Genomic DNA, 17,633 nt, shown 5'->3' on the forward strand with positions numbered 1-17,633 from the left:
GCGTCCGGACGGCCTCGGCGGCAGGGCGTGTCAGGAGCCGAGCGCGTTCCGGACGTACCCGACCAGGGCGTTCGCGTGCCCGTGCCCGAACCCGTGCTCCTCCTTGAGCCAGGTGACGACCTCCATGTGCCGGTGGCCGTCGAGCTGCTCCACGACGAGGTCGAGCCAGTCCTGCACGGGACGCCCGTAGGTCTTCTCGATGCTCGGGAAGTACGAGGCCGGGCCCTTCGGCTTCGCGCCGTCGGCCGGTGGCTCGGGCGCGGTCACACGGTGGGTCGTCACGGCCGTCAGGCTAGCCCGGACACACCGGGAGGACCAGGGGCCGACCGCCGTCCGCCTCGGCGTCAGCGCAGCAGGTCGTCCCGCCGGCTCCGCTGGACGGTGTCGCTCGGGTGCTCGCCGAACCGCTCGGCGTACGCGGCGGCGAACCGACCGAGGTGCGCCCACTGCCACCGGCGGGCGACGTCGGCCACGAGGAGGTCCCCACCGGACGTCTCGAGCTCCCGGTGCGCACCGTCGAGCCGCTCGGCGCGGAGCCTGGCCATCGGCGACTCCCCGAACCGCCGGTGCATCGCGTTCTGCAGTCCCCGCTCGCTGATCCCCACCGCGTCCGCGATGTCCCGGAGGGTCACGGGCTGGTCGGCGTGCGTGCGGATCCACTCCGCGGCACGGTCGGCCGAGCCGCGACCGGTCGGCGTCGGGCTCGGCACGACCGGGAAGGCCTCCACGACGGCGTCGGCGATCGCGGTGTTGACGGCCTGTCGCGCCGAGTCGGCGAGCGCCGCGTCCATGACCGGTCCGCCGTGCGCACGGATCACGTCGCGCAGGGTCCGCCGGGCGGAGTCGTCCGTGGACTCCAGCGCGAGGACGACCGGACCCGTGGGCACGTGTCCCCGGCGCACGAGCGCGCGACGGAGCACGCGGTCGGAGAGGTGGACCATCGTCACCGTGCGGACGTCGGCCGTGAAGGCGTAGCGGCGCGAGGCGGAGAGCAGGACCGGGACGCCCGGTTGCACGGCGAGTGCTTCGCCGGTGTCGACGTCCTCGATGGTCGCGCTGCCGTCGCCGACCCAGAAGACGATGTGCTCGTCACGGGGCCGCATGGTGCCGGCGCGCGTGCCCTCGACCTCGGCACGTCTGACCGAGACCTCGGTGTCGCCCGCGCCGAGGTAGCGGAAGGTGTCCAGGGCGCTGTCGATCCCGTCGGCGGTCCCGTAGATCGTGTCGAGTTCGACGCCGCGGTCCTCGCTGACGGCGACCACCCGGAACCGGCGGAACGTGGGGCGTTCGGTGCCCGGTGCCTGCACAGTCACGACCGCATCGTCTCAGCACCGGCGCTCCTCGTACGCTTTCCGGACAGGTGTGTCGCGCGGTGGGCGGGTCACCAGCGGATGCGGGCGAACTCCTCGCGCAGTCGGCGCGCACGACCGGGGTGCACCTGCTCGACCCAACCGATGCGGCCGAGCAGGTGCGCGCGGAAGTCCGTGTGGCCGTGGCGGTCCTGGGACGCCGGTCCGTGCACCACGCAGTTGTGCAGGAGCGCGTGCAGCCGGTCGACCTCCCGCCGACCGGGCGACGGCCACTCGTTGACGACGACACCCGTGACCGACTGCCGGGAGCCCCGACGCCGCACGCGGGTCTTGTGCGGGTTGAGGCGGTGGCCCTGCTCGGTCACGATCCGCTCGACGCCGCGCAGGAACGCTCCGGACCTGGCGGCCAGCCGGTGGTCGCCGCTGAAGGTCAGGTCGTCGGCGTACCGCGTGTAGTGCCCGCCGGCCGCCGAGGCCCACCCGGCGAGCCGGGCGTCGAGGTGCCGGAGCGCCGTGTTGGCGAGCGCCGGCGAGGAGGGCGCGCCCTGCGGCAGGTGGGCGACGGCGAGCGCCTGGCGCAGGGCCGCGCGTTCCTCGGGACTCCCGCCGGCGGGCATCGCGGTGAGGACGTGCGGCGGGACCCGGTGGGTGCAGAGCCCGGTGAGCACGTGCGCGAGCGGCTCCGCGTACCCGGCGGACCGGAACACGCCGTAGACCGTCGGCGCGGTGACGCTGGCGAAGAACGTGGTCAGGTCGGCGGTGAGCACGACCTCCCGGCCCGTGTGCGCCGCGGCCCCGGTGACCACGCTGCGGCCGGGGACGAAGCCGTGGGCGGCATCGTGCACCGGGAGCCGGACCAACAGGCCGTCGAGGACCGCGCGCTGCGTCCTGCGGAGCAGGTCCATCGGCTTCTCGAGCAGCCGCGGTACCCGTCCGGGGCGGAGCACCCACTCGTGCCGGACGTGGTGGAGCGGACTGCCCGCCGGGGCGTGGCGGTTCCACGCCCTGGTGTCCGCGAGCCAGAGCAGCCGGCCGACGGTGACGTCGAGCGCACGGGCGAGCTCGGGGAGCGTGTCGACGAGCAGCGGGCTGTCGGTCTCGGGTCGTGCCCGGACGGCGGTCGCGCGGCGGGCGAGCACGCGGACCGGACGCCGGGCCTCGCGGGAGCGGTGCAGGGCGGCGAGCTGCGGTGCGGTCGCGAGCACCGCGGCGAGCTGGCGGGGCGCGTCGACCGGTGGTCTCGGGTACGCGTCGAGGGCCGCCGCGACGGCTCGTCCCACGTACGCCCGTTCCACGCCGACGACGGTGTACCCGGCAGCGGTCAGGTCGTCGACCGTCCAGTCGTCGGCGGTGAGGAAGGCGTCGGCGAGCGCCGCCGCCACGACGGTGAGGGGCGTGGGGTTCCCGGGGGACCCGTCGGTGCCTCCGTGCGGCGTGGCGCGCGGAGCGCGCTCTCCCGCTCGGGGCGTGTCGTCCTGCTGGTCCTGCGTGCCCCGGGGTGACCCCGGAGAGGTCGACGCGTCACGCGCGTCGGCCGCCTCCCCCGGGAACTCCACCCGGCCAGCGTACGGCGAGCAGCCGTCGGACGGGAGGCTCGTCGCCGGCCCGGTGCGGACCTCCCGTCCGTCGTCGGGTCGGCCCCCGCTAGCGGCGTGGCCGGCCGAGCAGGACCGTGCCGACCAGGGCGGCGACGCCCGCCCAGACGAGCGGACGTGTCACGCGGCGGCGCTTCGCCACCCAGCCACCGTCGGTCGCGTTGTGGGCGTCGGCGGGCTCGTACAGGTTCCCGTCGCTCGGGACGCCCTTGCCGCGGAGCGCGAAGGTCTCGACCATGGGCTTGGTGATCTTGTGGAACAGGCCGGGGAACACGTACTGCAGCGGCACGAGCGACGCCTGGATGCGTCCGACGAACCGGTAGCGCTTCGGGTGCAGTGCGGCCTGCACGACGGCCTTCCCCGCGCGCTGGACCGACACCGTGGGCGGCAGCGGGTGCGAGGTCTTGCCGGTGTAGTTCGCGCCGTTCTGGTAGATCGGGGTGTCGATCGTCGAGGGCAGCAGGGCGGTGAACCGGATGCCGGTGCCGGCGTACTCGTCGCCGAGGACGTCGACCAGGCCGAGGGCGGCGTGCTTGCTGGTGACGTACGCCGACTGGTAGGGCGCGGAGAGCAGCGACTGGATGGACCCGACCAGGACGTAGGTGCCCTTCCCCCGCTGCTTCCAGTGCGGCAGCAGGGCGGAGATCGCGTGCAGGTGTCCGTAGAGGTTGGTGTCGACGACACGCTTGAACGCCATCGTCGGGGTCTGTTCGAACAGCCCGTAGACGAACAGCGCGGCGTTGCCGACGAACACGTCGATCCGGCCGAACCGCGCGGTCGTGGTGGCGACCAGGGTCTGCACGGCGCGCTCGTCGGCGACGTCGGTGGGGATCGCGACGGCCTCGGCCCCGAGGGCGCGGCACTCGGCCGCGGCGGCTTCGAGCGAGCCCTGGCCCCGGGCGGCGAGCACGAGCGTCGCGCCCTGCCGGGCGAACTCGTGCGCAGCGGCCCTCCCGATGCCGCTCGATGCTCCGGTGACGACGACGATCTTCCCGCGGAACCGTTTGGTCATGTCTGCGTTGCTACCCGGCGGCGGCTCCGGTGGCACCCAGGCGCGGTGTTCCCTCAACCTGCGCGGCGCGGCCACACCGTGTAGCTGACCGCCCAGAGCAACTCGATCCCGAGCACGACCCCGAGGACCGGGAGCCAGCCGACCAGCGCCTCGGTCCGTGACCCGGTGCCGAACGCGAGCAGGAAGGCGCCGACGACGGCGGCGCTGATCGCGACGGCGAGGAGCGTCCGCAGCACGTCGGCCCAGCATGCTCGGGTGTACGCCCAACCGGTCGGTCTCGTCGGCAGCGGGCGGCCGTGCCGCCGGTGCGCGAACCGGGAGTCGGCCCAGCCGACCATCCGCCGCCCGTAGGCGAGCGAGACGCCGATGTAGAGGGCGGCGAGACCGTGCATCCAGTCGGCCCGTCCGCCGCGCGCCAGGTCGAGGGCCGTGACGGCGAGGAGTGCCGCGTCGATCACGGGAGCGGTCCCGAGCACGAGGGCACCGGCACGGGGGCGCCCGGCGACGTACCGGAGGGCGAGGCCGGCGACGACGGCGACCCAGAAGCCCACCTCGCAGGCGATGACGGCGGCGATCAGCATCAGCAGATCTTTTTTGGTACGACTGTGTTCACACCGCCATGCTAGTACAGCTGTGTACGATCAGCCCGTGCCCAAGCTCATCGACCACGACGAACGCGATCGCGAGATCGGCGAGGCAGCCTGGCGCGTCCTCGCACGCGAGGGCCTCACCGCCCTCTCCGTCCGGAACGTGGCCGAGGAGGCCGGGATCGCGACGGCCTCGCTCCGCCGCGCGTACCCGACACAGGACGCACTGCGGGTGGCCTGCCTCCGACGGGTCTTCGAGCACGTGCAACGCCGACTCGACGCACTGCACGCCGCGCGTCGACCGCACGACGATCCCGTGGAGTTCGCGGCACGCTGCCTGCGGGAGCTGCTCCCGCTCGACCACGAACGCCGGGTCGAGGCCGGCGTGTGGGTGACGCTCGGCTCCCTCGCACTCACCGACGACGGGGTGCGCGCGGCGTACGACGAGGCCCACGCCCTGCTGCGGGGTGCGTGCGCGGCCCTCCTCGCCCTCGCACGCACACCCACGACGACCGAGGGCCGCGCCGACGTCGTCGTGACGCCCGACGCCGCGCGCCTGCACGCCCTCGTCGACGGCCTGACGCTCCACCTCGTGCACGCACCCGCCGACGCCGACGCCACCTGGGCGGTCGACGTGCTCACCGCCGAGGTGCGACGCCTCGCCGCGACCAGCTCGACCTGACGCCTGCGCCGCGCGCCGCTCGACGGGCGCACACGCCGCGCACTTCCGACGCAGGGGTCGAGGTGCGACGATTGGCGCATGCCGAAGGACGAGCTGACGGTCGAGGAAGCGACGGCGATCGCCGAGCACGCCCGGTCCGGGTCGCTGCCACTCGACGACCCGGAGGTCCGCCGGGTGGTCGAGCAGGCCAACCGGACCCTGGTCCGGGCGCAGATGTGGGGCGAGGACCGCAGCCCGAAGCTCCGTCGACGCCGACGGTGGCTCGCCGCGGGTGCCCTCGTGATGGTGCTCGTCTGGGTGGCCGGGTTGCTCGTGCCGCTGGCGTTCCGACTCGGACTCTGAGCACGGCGGCGATCGTCCCGTGAGCGCGGCTCAACACGCCCGGCCCTCGGAGTGGGGTTGCCCGGAGCACCCGGTGCGGGTTGACTCGACCGTGTGACGAGCACCGCGGACCGCCCGTCGTCGGCGCGGACGTGGACGACCTCGGTCCGCGACGACACGGGGCCGATCGTGCTCGCCGGCCTGCGCAACTCGTGGGCGCCGCTGGCGAAGCAGACCGTCATCGCGGCGTTGATCGTCGGAGCGGCCGTCGCGAGCGCGTTGTCGCCGTGGCTGCTCGTGACCGACGCCCCCTGGATGTGGACCGGCGTGGGCATCGCCGTGGCGGGTCTCGTCCTCGCCGCCGTCGCAGCCCGTTGGCCCGCCGTGCTCCGCGTCGAACTGGTGATCCCCGCCATCGACTTCGTCGCGGTGGGGCTGCTCCGGTACGGCACCGGGGACAGCCGATCGGTCTTCACCACGATCGTCGCGCTGCCCCTGATCTGGGTCGCGGCGAACCCCGGTCGCCGGAACATCTCCTGGCCGGTGCTGGGGACGGCCGGCACGCTCATGCTGCCGTACCTGATCGCCCCGCAGGACCCACAGGGCAGCGAGTTCGTCCGACTGTTCACCGTCGTGGTCGTCTTCGGCGCGATGGCGGCCGTGACGAACGAGCTCGCGCGGCAGGCGAACCTCCAGCTCGCCGCGGTGCAGCGTCGACGACGCGTTGCCGAGGGCGAGATCGACCGTGCAGCCCTCGTCCAGCAGTCGCTCCTCCCGACCACCGCCGCCGGGCTGCCCGACGAACTCCGCGCCGTGGGCGTGTGCATCCCCGCCCGGACCGTCGGCGGTGACTTCTACGACTGGTTCCCGACCCCCGGCGGGGCAGCCTTCACGCTCGGCGACGTGATGGGCAAGGGCGTCGGCGCCGGCATGATCGCCGCGGCCGTACGCTCCTTGATCCGCAGCACGGTGGACGAGTCCGACCCCGCGGTCGCCGTCCGCCGCGCCGCGACCGGGCTCGCCACCGGCACGTCCGACCTGACCAGCGGGCAGTTCACCACGTGCTTCCACGTCCGGGTCGACCGCGACGGGCACGCCCGGTGGGTGGACGCGGGGCACGGACTGACGGTGCTGCGGAGCGCCGACGGATCGGTCCGCCCGCTGCGGTCCGCGCACCTGCCGATCGGCGTCGGTACCGCTTGGACCGCCGAGGACACCGTCCTCGAGCCGGGCGACGTCATCGTCACCGTCAGCGACGGGGTCCTCGACCTGTTCGGCGGTGACCTCGACTCGGTCGACCGCTTCGAGGCGTGGGTCGCCGAACGCGACCACCCGCAGCAGGTCGTGGACGGCATCGCCGACCTCGCGCACGCCGGCGAGCACCCCGACGACGTGACGGTGCTCTGCGTCGGCTACCGCCCCTGAGGCCGTGACCGCCTCCTTGTCCCTCGAACTGTGGACTGGCCACGGGTCCGATCACGGGTGATGATCGTGCGTCCCGTCCACCGACGGGCACGAGGACAGGAACACCGACATGCCGCACGACCACACGCCGGACGACGCCGAACACCCCGTCGACCGACGCCGCTTCCTGACGCTGGGCCTCGGTGGTGCTGCGACCGCGACGGCCGCTGCCACCGCCGCGCTCACCGCGGACGGCCGGGCCGAGGCAGCCACCACGACGTCCGCAGCCACGCTGCTCGCCGCGGACGAGTTCGACGGCGCCGCGGGCACCGCACCGAACCCTGGCATCTGGCGGTTCGACACCGGCGCCGGCGGGTGGGGCAACGCCGAGCTGCAGACCTACACCGACTCGCGGCGCAACAGTGCGCTGGACGGCGCGGGCAACCTCGTCATCACGGCGCGACGCGAGGCCGACGGCACGTACACCTCCGCCCGGCTGAAGACCGAGGGCACCTTCACCGCGCAGTACGGCCGGATCGAGGCGCGCATCCGGATCCCGCGCGGACAGGGGATCTGGCCCGCGTTCTGGATGCTCGGAGCGGACATCGGACAGGTCGGGTGGCCGACCTGCGGCGAGATCGACGTGATGGAGAACGTCGGGTACGAGCCCGGCATCGTCCACGGCACCGTGCACGGCCCCGGCTACTCCGGAGCGAAGGGCCTGTCGGCCGCTGCGACCCTGCCGAACGGTGCAGCCTGGGCCGACGCGTACCACGTCTTCGGGGTCGACTGGCGCCCGGGGTCGGTGACGTGGCTCGTCGACGGCGTCGCGCAGCGCACGGTCACGCGGGCCGACGTGGGGTCGTCGCCGTGGGTCTTCGACAAGCCGTTCTTCGTGCTGCTCAACGTCGCGGTCGGCGGCACCTGGCCCGGGTCGCCGGACGCGACCACGCGGTTCCCGCAGCAGATGCTGGTCGACTGGGTGCGGGTCTGGCAGCAGTCCTGACGGCGGACGGGAGATCCCCACCGGTCTCGGCCCGACAGCCGCTGGCGCGTCTGCCGGGAATCGGCCGGCGTGGCCCCTGCTGAACTGCGGTCACGCGCCTCCCGTCCGTCGACCGCTCAGCGCCGGGCGCGTGCCAGCAGCCAGAGGTACGTCGCGTGGCCGACCAGGGCCAGGCCGAAGAACACCGCCGCGACCGCGTAGACGCGGTCGAGCTTGCCCTGGCCGATCACGAGCATCACGACGCAGAACACGACGGCGGCGGCGAGGACGCCGACCTGGATCGTCGACCAGATGCGGCGGAAGCGGGGCATGCCGGAGTCGTCCACGACCCCATTCTGCCCGACGCCCGTCGCGCGCCCGCGTCGCCGCGGTCTACTTCTCCGGGTCGTGGCCCCAGTTCATGAGCGAGTACCGCCACCGCGAGTCGTGCGAGTCGCCCTTCGGCTCCTGCTTCGCGTGCCGTGCCACGTAGCCGACGACCTTCCGCATGTGGGCGTAGTCGTCGTCGGTGTAGTCGCCCTGCTTCTTCTCGAGGATGCGGACGATGTGCCGACCGCTCTCGTGCCCGGTGGACTCGCCGCCGCCGTCGGACTTCTGCCCGACCTCCTTCGACTCGTCCGTGTCGAGCCACTTCTTCAGCTCCGACGCGGTCATGTTCACCGCGTCGGCGAAGTCGTCGCGCGTCTGCTTCTCGTCGTGCTGGTCGTCACTCATGGGCGCCAGCGAACGCGTCCGGCCTGGGTGTCCACGCAGCGCTGCGTGTCCCCCGTTCCGGTGCGCTGATCGGACGCCGCTCCACTTCCGTCCAGGCCGGTGCGGGTTGTGTGTCCCCCGAACACCCCACGACAGGAAGCGAGAGCGACATGCGCGCAGTGGTCTGGCACGGCATCGGGGACATCCGTCTCGACGAGGTCCCGGAGCCCACCATCCAGCACCCGGAGGACGCGATCGTCCGGATCACCCGCAGTGCGATCTGCGGAACGGACCTGCACTTCGTCCGCGGCACCATGGCACCGATGGAGGAGGGCACGATCCTCGGGCACGAGGCCGTCGGTGTCGTCACCGAGGTCGGGGACGCCGTCCGCGGGTTCAGCGCCGGGGACCGCGTGGTCATCAACTCGACGATCTCGTGCGGCGCGTGCCGGTACTGCCGGATGGGCAAGACCGCGCAATGTGACGTCGCCAACCCGAACGGCCCGCAGGCCGGCACGAGCTTCTTCGGCGGCCCGCAGTCGACCGGGCCGGTGAACGGCCTGCAGGCCGAGTACGTGCGCGTGCCGTTCGCCCGCAACACCATGCACCCACTGCCCGAGAACGTGAGCGACGAGCAGGCGATCCTGCTCTCCGACATCTTCCCGACGGGCTGGTTCGGTGCCGAGCTCGCCGGCGTGACCCGCGGCGACGTCGTGGTCGTCTTCGGTGCCGGCATCGTCGGCCAGTTCGCCGCTGCCTCCGCCTACAAGCTCGGCGCGGCCCGCGTGATCGTCGTCGACGGCGAGGAGACCCGGCTCGCCGCGGCGCTCGCGCAGCACTGCGAGGTCGTCGACTACAACCGCGAGGACCCGGTGCAGGCGATCATGGACCTGACCAACGGCATCGGTGCGGACGCCGTGATCGACGCCGTCGGGGTCGACGCCGAGCGCCCGAAGCAGGGCCCCGCCGCGGTGTCCGACGAGCAGGCCCAGCAGTTCGACGCCGAGGTGCAGCAGGTCGCGCCGGACGCCTCGCCGGACGGCTTCGGCGAGCAGCAGCAGTGGAAGCCCGGCGACGGCCCGTCCCAGGTCGCCCAGTGGGCGGTGGCGTCCGTCGCGAAGTACGGCCGCATCGGCATCATCGGCGTCTACGGCCCGACCGCGCAGTCGTACCCGATCGGCGAGGCGATGAACAAGAACCTGACGATCCGGATGGGCAACTGCGACCACCACTCGGTCACCCCGCCGCTCATCGACCTCGTGGCGTCGGGTCAGTTCGACCCGACCGCACTGATCACCGAGCACGAGCCCATCGGCGACGCGATCGCCGCGTACGAGGCCTTCGACCGGCGCGAGCCCGGCTGGGTCAAGGTCGAACTGGAGGCCACCCGATGAGCGCACCCGACCGGGCAACATCCGCCGACCAGTACGCGTTCGGCGACCCGCGCAGCCGCTACCCCGACGTCTCCCCCGAGCCGCAGACGCAGGAGGAGCCGGGCCTGCAGTCGCAGATGGACCCGATCCCCGACCTCGGCGAGTCGAGCTACCGGGGTACCGGGCGACTCGAGGGCCGCAAGGCCGTGATCACCGGCGCCGACTCCGGCATCGGGGCCGCCGTCGCGATCGCCTTCGCCCGCGAGGGTGCCGACGTCGTCCTGGCGTACCTGCCCGAGGAGCAGTCCGACGCCGACCACGTCATCGAGCAGATCGAGGCCGCCGGCCGGAAGGCCGTCGCGGTCCCCGGTGACCTGCGCGACAGGGCGTACGCGGGACAGCTCGTCGAGCGCGCCGTCGCCGAGCTCGGCGGCATCGACGCGCTCGTCAGCGTCGCCGGCAAGCAGCGCTGGCAGCCGGACCTGCTCGACATCACCGACGAGCAGTTCGAGGCGACGTTCGACGTCAACGTCTTCGGGCTCTTCCGGCTGGTCAAGGCGGCCCTCCCGCACCTGCAGCCGGGGTCGACGATCACGACGACCGCGTCGATGGAGGCCTACCAGCCCGCACCGGACCGGCTCGACTACGCGGCGTCGAAGGGCGCGATCAACAACTTCTCGAAGGGGTTGTCGCAGCTCCTCGTCGAGCGCGGGATCCGGGTCAACATCGTCGCACCCGGCCCGACCTGGACGGTCCTGCAGCCGAGCGGCGGCGTCGACCCGGAGTCGCTGCCCGAGTTCGGCAGCAGCGAGTCCCCCATGGGTCGCGCTGCACAGCCCGCCGAGCTCGCCCCCGCGTACGTGTTCCTCGCGTCGCAGGAATCGAGCTTCGTCGCCGGCGAGACCCTCAACGTCAACGGGGGCATGGTCACGCCCTGACCCCGACGACCCCGGCGCGTCGACCGGACACTCCGCTCCCCCGAGTGGGAATGCCCGTGCAGCCGACGGTGTCGAACCATCCACACACCATGCGAAGGAGCACACCATGACCCTCGACCTCCACAAGGGGAACAGCGTCGACACCGAGCGTCGCTGCATGCCCACCAGCACCCTGCGCGCCCTGCACGACGACCAGCAGGAGCAGACGTTCGGCCGCTGGCTCGGCCAGATCAACGGCCAGCGCTGATCACCGGCCAGCGCTGATCGCGTTCGCTGCGCGACGACGGACGGGAGGCGCGGTGCCGGCTGGCACCGCGCCTCCCGTCCGTCGTCGGTCTCGCCGGAGCAGCGAGACGACGCCATCAGGGCGAGACACCGCCGTCAGCGCGAGACACCGCCGGAGCGTCGAGACGCCGCCGGATCCGGCGGCGTCTCGACGGGACGAGGGCGTCCTGCGCTGACGCCGGCGTCTCGCGGCGCCGCAGCGCTGCTAGGTTGCAGCTGTGTCGTGGGGTCGGTGGTGGTTCGCGCTGCAGGCGGTCGCCGGCGCCGCCTGGTGGGTGCTCGTCCCGACCGTGCCGTTCGTCCGCACGGCGACGCTCGGCTCGCTCGACCCCGTGCTCGTCGCCGTGCTCGACGTCCCGCTCTTCGTCCTCGCCTCGGCGGCGGCCGCAGCCGGCATCCGCTGGGCAGCCGTCGTCGCCACGGGGTGGACCGTGCTCGTGCTGCTCGGCACGGTCGCATGGGCGACGGCCACCCGCGAAGCCGGCTGGGGTGTCGTCGCGATGACCGCGGCGGCCGTCGGCTCCGTCCCGGCGCTCTCCCACGTGCTGCTCGGACGGGTGCGGACCGAGCTCGTCACCTCGGGACCGCTGCGCTTCCGCACCGCCGACCCGAACGCTGGGCCGGTCCGGCACGTCCTCGGGACGGCGGTGCAGATCGTCGTCTTCTGGGGCCTCTTCCTCGGCGTCTTCCCGCTGCTGATCGCCGCCGCCGAGACCCGCTGGCGCCTCCGACCGACGCTGCCCGACGCGGTCGTGCACGACGTCGCGGTCGTCGGTGTCGTCGTGTTCGTCCTGGCCAGCCTGCTCGGCCTGGCCTCGGCGGTGTCGATGTCCATCCGTGGCGCCGGCACCCCGTTGCCCTCGGCGATGCCGAACCGGCTGGTGGTGGCCGGGCCCTACCGAGTGGTCCGGAACCCGATGGCCCTGGCGGGGCTGACCCAGGGTGCGGCGGTGGGACTCGTCACCACGTCGTGGACCGTGCTCGTCTACGCGGTCGCCGGTTCAGTGGTGTGGAACTGCGTCGTGCGCCCGCTCGAGGAGTCCGACCTGGAGCAACGCTTCGGTGACGAGTTCCGCCGCTACGCCGCGGCCGTCCGGTGCTGGGTCCCGCGCCTCCGACCCGTGCCCCGGACCTGACCGCGCGCGACGCGTTGTCGCTCGGACGAGCCCGTCGGCGAGTCGGGATCAGGATCCTGCGCCGCTGATGTTCACCAGCCAGGTGACCCCGAACCGGTCCGTCAGCATGCCGAAGGTGTCACCCCACGGAGCCTTCGTCAGCGGTTCGATCACCGTCGCCCCCTCGGCCAAGCCCTCCCACCAGCCGGTGAGCAGGTCCTCGTCGTCGCCGCTGAGCGACACGGAGACGTTGCTCTCGGTCGGCGCTGGCATGCTCGCCGGTGAGTCGGACGCCATGAGCAGCAGTCCCCCGGGGGTCTCGATCTGACCGTGCATGATCTTCTCGGCGTCCGCCGGGTCCTGCGCCATGCCGCCCTCGGCGAAGGTCATCGTCTTCAGTTCGCCGCCGAGGACCCCGTGCCAGAAGCCGAGCGCCTCGCGGGCCTGGTCACGGAAGCCGATGTAGGGGTTGAGGTGGACGGACACGCTGTCTCCTTCGGGTCGCGCGGACTCCGACGGCCGCGTCGGCACGATGATCGCAGACCACCGGTACCCGGCGGAAGGTCCTGATCGCGCGTGAACCGGACGACCGGTCGGATCGCGTCCGGAAGACGAGCGGATCCGCCGGGCCTCCCGACAGCCGTGCAGTGTGGGCGGGGTCGCCCGTCGGGCGACACACCGCGCTCGGGCCACCGAGCGCGGACGACGTGAGAGGAGCGACGGGTGCGACCGAGACTCTCCGACCTGCACGAGGAACCCCGCGAGTGGCACCGGCGTGGGCTGCGCCACCCGGACGAGATCGCCTCGCTCGTGCACACGCGGCTGCTCGAGAACGTCCCGGCCGATCCCACCTACCGCGACTTCTTCAGCACCGAGTGACGGTCGTGCGCTGCCCTGCTCAGAGATCCCGGAGCATGCGCCCGGCGACGGCGTCGTTCCACGACGTGGTGGCCCCCGCCTCGAGCGCGGTGTGCAGTCCCCCGTGGCCGTCCTCCAGGCCGCACCGCCACCGGTCGAACACGCTCATGCAGAGGGCGCGCACGGAGCGGCCCGGGCCGACGACCGGAGACCGCGGCGCCGGGTCGTCGAGCACCTCCGGTGGCGTCGCCGGGTCGGTCGTGGGCAGGGGTGTCGCTGTGGTGTCGTCGCGCATCTCACCAGTGGGACGACACCAGGAGCCGATGTGTCACGAAGTGACCGACCGGACGACGCTCGGGCGCGCCGTCTGCGGGCGGTGCATGCTCGGAGGGGACCGGTCCACCGACCGGCCCGGGTCGGACGGAAGGCGGGGATGAGCGACGGCACCTCGCTGCAGCACGCGTCCGACGCGACGCTCGTCGCCCGCGCAGCCGACGGGGACGTCCTGGCGTTCGAGGTGCTCGCTCGGCGGCACGGACCGCTGATGCGCGTCTACGCGGAGCAGGTCCTCGGTTCGAACGTCGAGTCCGACGACGTGGTGCAGGAGGCCTTCCTGACCGGGTGGCGGAAGCTCACCGACCTCGAGGACGCCGCGCGCTTCCGACCCTGGATGATGCAGATCGTCACGCGTCGGGCCCTCGACCGGGTCCGCCGGCGGCGACACCACGACGACCTGGCGGACCACGACGAGGCGGCCGACCCGGCTCATGCGCCGGAGCGTACCGTCGAGACCCGGATGCAGCTCGACGCGATGTGGGCGGCGCTGGACCGGATGCCGGTCGACCAGCGTCGGTGCTGGCTGCTCCGCGAGACCGCCGGCTACAGCTACCAGCAGATCGCCGAGGAACTCGAGCTCCCGACCTCGACCGTACGGGGCCTGCTCGCACGGGCACGACGGTTCCTCTCCGCGGAGATGGAGGGATGGCGATGACGACGAACGACCTCCCCCTGCCCGAGGACGACCTCGACGGGCACACGGTCGAGGAGCTCGCGGACTACCTCGACCGTGGCCGGAGCCCGGTCGACCCGTCCATCGAGGGCTCGGCCGCCTGCCGCCTCGCGATGACCAACATGCAGCGGCTCCGCGAGTTGTCCCTCGGCGCCCTCGAGCAGCGTGCCGACGCCGAGCCCGAGCGGGAGACCGCCTGGGTCGACCGGCTGCTGGAGGCGATCCGTGCCGAGGTCCGTCCCGGGCGCGACGTCCCGGTCGCCCATCCCGACCCCCGGCTCCGCCTGGCGGTGACCGAGGCGGCCGTCCGCGGTCTCGTCCGTCGAGCCGGCGACACCATGGGCGGTGTCGTGATGGGCCGGTGCGTGCTGCGCGGCGACGTGGAGCAGCCCGGGGCCGCGGTCAGCATCGACGTCACGGCAGGGCTCGTCTACGGCGGGTCGGCCCTCGACACCGCCGAGCGGCTCCGCCGGACCGTCGCCGAGGCCGTCGAGCGCCACACCGAGCTGCGCGTCGAAGCCGTCGACGTCCACTTCGACGACGTCTACCTGCCCTGACGACGGCCTGCACGAGGACGACCCGTACGAAGACGACCTGCACCGAGCACCACCTGCACCGACCACCACCTGCCCGACGCCGACGATGACGACCCACCAGGAGCGAGGAGCGCGACCCATGGACGACGAGGCGATCTCCCGCACGCTTACCGACGGCATCCGGCACGTCCCGGGGGTCACCGGGGTCTTCCCGCCCCGCCCCGTCGCTGCCGTGGCCGAGACCGTGCTCGACGCCGTGACCCCCGTCCCGCTCCGCCTGCACGACCCCGACGTGCTGGTCGACATGGACCGGCACGGTGGCCGCGTGCACGTCGTCGCCGGCATCAGCGTCGACGGGGGCCGTGCCGCCGCGGACACGCTCCGCGCGGTCGGCGAACGCGTCCGCGAGCTGCTCGACGCCGACGGGACCGCGACCGCGGACCTGATCAGCGTGATCGTCCGGCTGATCGAGGACCCGACGGACGCTGCGTCGACAGCCCCGGTCGACGGCACCGAGGGCTCGGTCGACCGGCCGACGACGATTATGTAAGCGCTTCCACCCAGAACTCTCCCGCCCCTAGGGTCGACCGGACACGGCACGACCGGCGTGCCGCACGAGCACGGGAGCAGGGACCCATGGGCCTGATGGACAAGTACAAGGCGCTCTTCACCGGACCGGCGATCGACGTCGCCGCCGAGGTCGGACGGCTGCTGCCGGGCGGCGACCGAGTCCTCGCGCACACCCAGGCCGTCCCGAGCGGCTACCAGCGCGGAGGCGGTGGTGTCGGTCTCGACGGTCGGTTGATGAACCTCGTGACCTCGGCCGTGGAGACCGCGGTCTCCCGCTCGCAGCACGTCGGCGGCGACGAGGGCTCGCGTGCGCGGTCGCTGCCCACCGAGGCCGGGCCGTACACGCTCGTGGTCAGCGAGCAGGCGCTGTCCTTCTGGGACCTCGGACTCACCGGCAACCAGCTGCCCGCCGAGCACGTCGTCAGCGTCCCCCGCGCCGAGGTCGCCTCGTTCGTCGACACCGGGAAGACCGCGCAGGGCGGCGTCCCGGTCGCGCGGATCACCTTCACGGACGGGTCCTTCGCCGACCAGCGGCTCGTCGGGAAGCCCGGTCCCGACTTCTGGCTGGCGGTCGCCGCCGGCTGACCGCGGCACCGCCCCCGTCGGGCGACGCACGAGGCACCGGACAGGAGGCGCGTGTCGGGCCCGTACCGCGCCTCCCGTCCGCCACGTCCCCGGCATCGGCTGTGTGCGGCGGATGTGCCATGATCCGGTGTGCACATCGACGACTTCCCGGTCCCCGACACGACTGCCGCCCACGCGGCCGTCTCGCTCGCCGAGCGCTACCAGTCGACGGCGATGACGGCACACGCCGTCCGGTCCTGGTACTGGGCGGTGGGGTTCGCGGCACTCGACCGGCTGGACGGCGTCGACCACGAGCTGCTCTGGGTCGCGGCCGTCCTGCACGACATCGGCACCGTGACCGAGTTCGACGCCCACACGGTGTCGTACGAGCACGCTGGCGGACACGTCGCCGTCGCCCTGACGACCGGTGCGGGGTGGACGGTCGAGCGGCAGCAGCGCGTGCTCGACGTGATCGTGCGGCACAACTGGGCGAGCGTCGACGTCGGCCTCGACCTGGAGGGACACCTGCTCGAACGGGCGACCGGACTCGACGTCTCCGGAACCGGGTACGAGCTGCTCCCGGAGTCGTACTTGCGCGAGGTCCTCGCACAGCACCCCCGCGGCTCGCTCGCCGCGGAGTTCGGCGCGTGCGTCGTCGACCAGGCATCACGGAAGCCCGACACCGCGGCGCGCCGCCTGGTCGACGGCGGTGTCGTCGCGAAGCTCGCGCGGAACCCGCTCGAGACGCTCTCCTGACGTCGACGCGCGCGCAGTGCGCAGCTGGACGTGACAGCATCGGGTCATGAGCACCGTTGCGACCGACGTCCGTCAGGTCGTCGAGGCCTCGGGTGACGACCTCGATGCGGCCCGAGCGATATTCGAGTCGGCGTACGGCGCGTCCGGGTTCCTGCCCGAACGGACCGAGCGGGACTTCGGCTACCGGTTCCGGTCCGTCGGTGACGACACCCTGTCCTTGGACTCGAAGCGCTTCGACGGTCGGATGGCCGGCGAGGTCGACGCGACGAGCCACTACTTCGTCACGTGGGTCAGCGACGGCGGCGGGTTCCTGGACATCGACCGCGACGAGGTAGGGCTCGCGCCCGGGCGGCCCGTGGTGTTCCCCAGCGAGCGCCCGTACGTGTTCGACCTCGCCGACGTCCGGCAGAACGTGGTGCAGTTCGACCGCCGCTCGCTCGAGCGGACCGCCGCCGAACTGCACGGGACCGAGCCGGCGCCCCTCGTGTTCGACCACGCGGCGCTCCCGCGGCCCCAGGACGTCCGCGCGTGGAACGCCGAGCTGCGCGAGACCGCGCAGGTCGTGCTCGGCAGCACCCCGCTGACCCCGCTCGCGATGGCCGAGGCCACGCGCCGAACGGCCGTCGCGATGCTCCGGACCTTCCCGCACAGGACGCTCGCGCCGGCCGCTCCGGTGCCCGTCGGAGCCCGGGGGCGGGTGCAGCAGGCGATCGAGTACATGCACGCCAACGCCGACGACCCCATCACCACCACCGACGTCGCCGAGCACGTCGGGCTGAGCGTTCGTGGCCTGCAGCAGGGCTTCCAGCGACAGGTCGGGATGTCGCCGAACGCGATGCTCCGCGGGATCCGCTTCGACCGGGTGCGGACGGAGCTCCGGTACCACTCGGTGGGCGAGACGACCGTGGCCGGGGTGGCACGGCAGTGGGGGTTCGCGCACGCCGGGCGGTTCTCGTCCGCGTACGCGAAGCGGTTCGGCGAGCTGCCGAGCGAGACCCTGCGCGCACGGCGCTGAACCG

24 protein-coding genes are annotated in these 17,633 nt (G+C 73.0%); 15 read left to right on the forward strand and 9 right to left on the reverse strand.

The window, feature by feature from the left end; all coding sequences use genetic code 11:
* Window positions 1-30 precede the first annotated feature (30 nt).
* The 5 genes from ACIPEQ_RS02885 to ACIPEQ_RS02905 form a co-directional block, all read right to left on the reverse strand.
* Window positions 31-282, reverse strand: coding sequence for a DUF4287 domain-containing protein (locus tag ACIPEQ_RS02885; RefSeq protein WP_209825181.1), 252 nt, complete (start codon window positions 280-282; stop codon window positions 31-33).
* Between the two features lie 62 nt (window positions 283-344).
* Window positions 345-1,313 (reverse strand): helix-turn-helix transcriptional regulator, encoded by a 969-nt coding sequence (locus tag ACIPEQ_RS02890; protein ID WP_402713954.1) that lies wholly within the window; start codon window positions 1,311-1,313, stop codon window positions 345-347.
* A 68-nt stretch (window positions 1,314-1,381) separates the two neighbouring features.
* Window positions 1,382-2,866, reverse strand: a complete 1,485-nt coding sequence (locus tag ACIPEQ_RS02895) for a reverse transcriptase domain-containing protein (protein WP_402713956.1) — start codon at window positions 2,864-2,866, stop codon at window positions 1,382-1,384.
* 88 nt (window positions 2,867-2,954) lie between these two features.
* A complete protein-coding gene (locus ACIPEQ_RS02900; RefSeq protein WP_402713957.1) occupies window positions 2,955-3,917 on the reverse strand; it encodes an SDR family NAD(P)-dependent oxidoreductase in 963 nt (320 codons plus the stop codon).
* A gap of 53 nt (window positions 3,918-3,970) precedes the next feature.
* On the reverse strand, window positions 3,971-4,498 hold the full coding sequence (locus ACIPEQ_RS02905; RefSeq protein ID WP_402713959.1) for a hypothetical protein: 528 nt from the start codon (window positions 4,496-4,498) through the stop codon (window positions 3,971-3,973).
* 67 nt (window positions 4,499-4,565) lie between these two features.
* On the opposite strand from ACIPEQ_RS02905, the gene ACIPEQ_RS02910 reads away from it, so the two are divergent.
* The 4 genes from ACIPEQ_RS02910 (at window position 4,566) to ACIPEQ_RS02925 (ending at window position 7,917) form a co-directional block, all read left to right on the forward strand.
* Window positions 4,566-5,186, forward strand: coding sequence for a TetR/AcrR family transcriptional regulator (locus ACIPEQ_RS02910; protein ID WP_402713960.1), 621 nt, complete (start codon window positions 4,566-4,568; stop codon window positions 5,184-5,186).
* Between the two features lie 78 nt (window positions 5,187-5,264).
* Window positions 5,265-5,528 (forward strand): hypothetical protein, encoded by a 264-nt coding sequence (locus ACIPEQ_RS02915; protein WP_126892260.1) that lies wholly within the window; start codon window positions 5,265-5,267, stop codon window positions 5,526-5,528.
* A gap of 93 nt (window positions 5,529-5,621) precedes the next feature.
* Window positions 5,622-6,932 carry a PP2C family protein-serine/threonine phosphatase gene (locus tag ACIPEQ_RS02920; RefSeq protein ID WP_402713963.1) on the forward strand — a complete coding sequence of 437 codons (1,311 nt, stop codon included), beginning with the start codon at window positions 5,622-5,624 and terminating at the stop codon, window positions 6,930-6,932.
* A gap of 109 nt (window positions 6,933-7,041) precedes the next feature.
* On the forward strand, window positions 7,042-7,917 hold the full coding sequence (locus tag ACIPEQ_RS02925; RefSeq protein ID WP_402713965.1) for a family 16 glycosylhydrolase: 876 nt from the start codon (window positions 7,042-7,044) through the stop codon (window positions 7,915-7,917).
* 116 nt (window positions 7,918-8,033) lie between these two features.
* On the opposite strand, the gene ACIPEQ_RS02930 is transcribed toward ACIPEQ_RS02925, so the two are convergent.
* Both ACIPEQ_RS02930 and ACIPEQ_RS02935 read right to left on the reverse strand, forming a co-directional pair.
* Window positions 8,034-8,243: a hypothetical protein gene (locus ACIPEQ_RS02930; protein ID WP_058729470.1), complete on the reverse strand. Its 210-nt coding sequence runs from the start codon at window positions 8,241-8,243 to the stop codon at window positions 8,034-8,036.
* 46 nt (window positions 8,244-8,289) lie between these two features.
* The gene (locus ACIPEQ_RS02935; protein WP_402713967.1) at window positions 8,290-8,631 is read right to left on the reverse strand and encodes a DUF3140 domain-containing protein; all 342 of its coding nucleotides are present in this window, start codon (window positions 8,629-8,631) and stop codon (window positions 8,290-8,292) included.
* A 149-nt stretch (window positions 8,632-8,780) separates the two neighbouring features.
* On the opposite strand from ACIPEQ_RS02935, the gene ACIPEQ_RS02940 reads away from it, so the two are divergent.
* The 4 genes from ACIPEQ_RS02940 (at window position 8,781) to ACIPEQ_RS02955 (ending at window position 12,342) form a co-directional block, all read left to right on the forward strand.
* Window positions 8,781-10,004, forward strand: coding sequence for a zinc-dependent alcohol dehydrogenase (locus tag ACIPEQ_RS02940; protein ID WP_402713969.1), 1,224 nt, complete (start codon window positions 8,781-8,783; stop codon window positions 10,002-10,004).
* A complete protein-coding gene (locus ACIPEQ_RS02945; RefSeq protein ID WP_402713970.1) occupies window positions 10,001-10,921 on the forward strand; it encodes an SDR family oxidoreductase in 921 nt (306 codons plus the stop codon). Before ACIPEQ_RS02940 ends, ACIPEQ_RS02945 begins: the two co-directional genes overlap by 4 nt.
* 106 nt (window positions 10,922-11,027) lie before the next feature.
* Window positions 11,028-11,168, forward strand: coding sequence for a hypothetical protein (locus ACIPEQ_RS02950; protein ID WP_153257447.1), 141 nt, complete (start codon window positions 11,028-11,030; stop codon window positions 11,166-11,168).
* 256 nt (window positions 11,169-11,424) lie between these two features.
* Window positions 11,425-12,342: a methyltransferase family protein gene (locus ACIPEQ_RS02955; protein ID WP_402713972.1), complete on the forward strand. Its 918-nt coding sequence runs from the start codon at window positions 11,425-11,427 to the stop codon at window positions 12,340-12,342.
* 48 nt (window positions 12,343-12,390) lie between these two features.
* Here ACIPEQ_RS02955 and ACIPEQ_RS02960 read toward each other — a convergent pair whose 3' ends face one another.
* Window positions 12,391-12,807 (reverse strand): VOC family protein, encoded by a 417-nt coding sequence (locus tag ACIPEQ_RS02960; protein ID WP_402713974.1) that lies wholly within the window; start codon window positions 12,805-12,807, stop codon window positions 12,391-12,393.
* Between the two features lie 237 nt (window positions 12,808-13,044).
* On the opposite strand from ACIPEQ_RS02960, the gene ACIPEQ_RS02965 reads away from it, so the two are divergent.
* Window positions 13,045-13,200, forward strand: coding sequence for a hypothetical protein (locus tag ACIPEQ_RS02965; RefSeq protein WP_402713975.1), 156 nt, complete (start codon window positions 13,045-13,047; stop codon window positions 13,198-13,200).
* A 19-nt stretch (window positions 13,201-13,219) separates the two neighbouring features.
* Here ACIPEQ_RS02965 and ACIPEQ_RS02970 read toward each other — a convergent pair whose 3' ends face one another.
* Window positions 13,220-13,474: a hypothetical protein gene (locus tag ACIPEQ_RS02970; protein ID WP_402713977.1), complete on the reverse strand. Its 255-nt coding sequence runs from the start codon at window positions 13,472-13,474 to the stop codon at window positions 13,220-13,222.
* 138 nt (window positions 13,475-13,612) lie between these two features.
* Between ACIPEQ_RS02970 and ACIPEQ_RS02975 the strand changes: the two genes are divergently transcribed.
* The 6 genes from ACIPEQ_RS02975 (at window position 13,613) to ACIPEQ_RS03000 (ending at window position 17,629) form a co-directional block, all read left to right on the forward strand.
* Window positions 13,613-14,170, forward strand: a complete 558-nt coding sequence (locus ACIPEQ_RS02975) for an RNA polymerase sigma factor (protein WP_402713979.1) — start codon at window positions 13,613-13,615, stop codon at window positions 14,168-14,170.
* A complete protein-coding gene (locus tag ACIPEQ_RS02980; RefSeq protein ID WP_402713980.1) occupies window positions 14,167-14,745 on the forward strand; it encodes an Asp23/Gls24 family envelope stress response protein in 579 nt (192 codons plus the stop codon). The genes ACIPEQ_RS02975 and ACIPEQ_RS02980 overlap by 4 nt, the downstream gene beginning before the upstream one ends.
* Window positions 14,746-14,863: 118 nt before the next feature.
* Window positions 14,864-15,274 (forward strand): hypothetical protein, encoded by a 411-nt coding sequence (locus tag ACIPEQ_RS02985; protein ID WP_402713982.1) that lies wholly within the window; start codon window positions 14,864-14,866, stop codon window positions 15,272-15,274.
* A gap of 86 nt (window positions 15,275-15,360) precedes the next feature.
* Window positions 15,361-15,879, forward strand: a complete 519-nt coding sequence (locus tag ACIPEQ_RS02990; RefSeq protein ID WP_402713984.1) for a hypothetical protein — start codon at window positions 15,361-15,363, stop codon at window positions 15,877-15,879.
* Between the two features lie 129 nt (window positions 15,880-16,008).
* Window positions 16,009-16,614, forward strand: a complete 606-nt coding sequence (locus ACIPEQ_RS02995; protein WP_402713986.1) for an HD domain-containing protein — start codon at window positions 16,009-16,011, stop codon at window positions 16,612-16,614.
* Between the two features lie 46 nt (window positions 16,615-16,660).
* Window positions 16,661-17,629 (forward strand): AraC family transcriptional regulator, encoded by a 969-nt coding sequence (locus ACIPEQ_RS03000; RefSeq protein ID WP_402713988.1) that lies wholly within the window; start codon window positions 16,661-16,663, stop codon window positions 17,627-17,629.
* Window positions 17,630-17,633: the final 4 nt, after the last annotated feature.

Source organism: Curtobacterium sp. NPDC087080 (assembly GCF_044745105.1).
Taxonomy (GTDB): Bacteria; Actinomycetota; Actinomycetes; order Actinomycetales; family Microbacteriaceae; genus Curtobacterium.

What these genes read in the sequence shown, in the direction of transcription:
- ACIPEQ_RS02900 (WP_402713957.1), bottom strand. Translation starts at nt 3,917, where the DNA reads ATGACCAAACGGTTCCGCGGGAAGATCGTCGTCGTCACCGGAGCATCG.
- ACIPEQ_RS02905 (WP_402713959.1), bottom strand. Translation starts at nt 4,498, where the DNA reads ATGCTGATCGCCGCCGTCATCGCCTGCGAGGTGGGCTTCTGGGTCGCC.
- ACIPEQ_RS02915 (WP_126892260.1), top strand. Translation starts at nt 5,265, where the DNA reads ATGCCGAAGGACGAGCTGACGGTCGAGGAAGCGACGGCGATCGCCGAG.
- ACIPEQ_RS02925 (WP_402713965.1), top strand. Translation starts at nt 7,042, where the DNA reads ATGCCGCACGACCACACGCCGGACGACGCCGAACACCCCGTCGACCGA.
- ACIPEQ_RS02935 (WP_402713967.1), bottom strand. Translation starts at nt 8,631, where the DNA reads ATGAGTGACGACCAGCACGACGAGAAGCAGACGCGCGACGACTTCGCC.
- ACIPEQ_RS02940 (WP_402713969.1), top strand. Translation starts at nt 8,781, where the DNA reads ATGCGCGCAGTGGTCTGGCACGGCATCGGGGACATCCGTCTCGACGAG.
- ACIPEQ_RS02945 (WP_402713970.1), top strand. Translation starts at nt 10,001, where the DNA reads ATGAGCGCACCCGACCGGGCAACATCCGCCGACCAGTACGCGTTCGGC.
- ACIPEQ_RS02950 (WP_153257447.1), top strand. Translation starts at nt 11,028, where the DNA reads ATGACCCTCGACCTCCACAAGGGGAACAGCGTCGACACCGAGCGTCGC.
- ACIPEQ_RS02970 (WP_402713977.1), bottom strand. Translation starts at nt 13,474, where the DNA reads ATGCGCGACGACACCACAGCGACACCCCTGCCCACGACCGACCCGGCG.
- ACIPEQ_RS02975 (WP_402713979.1), top strand. Translation starts at nt 13,613, where the DNA reads ATGAGCGACGGCACCTCGCTGCAGCACGCGTCCGACGCGACGCTCGTC.
- ACIPEQ_RS02980 (WP_402713980.1), top strand. Translation starts at nt 14,167, where the DNA reads ATGACGACGAACGACCTCCCCCTGCCCGAGGACGACCTCGACGGGCAC.
- ACIPEQ_RS02985 (WP_402713982.1), top strand. Translation starts at nt 14,864, where the DNA reads ATGGACGACGAGGCGATCTCCCGCACGCTTACCGACGGCATCCGGCAC.
- ACIPEQ_RS02990 (WP_402713984.1), top strand. Translation starts at nt 15,361, where the DNA reads ATGGGCCTGATGGACAAGTACAAGGCGCTCTTCACCGGACCGGCGATC.
- ACIPEQ_RS03000 (WP_402713988.1), top strand. Translation starts at nt 16,661, where the DNA reads ATGAGCACCGTTGCGACCGACGTCCGTCAGGTCGTCGAGGCCTCGGGT.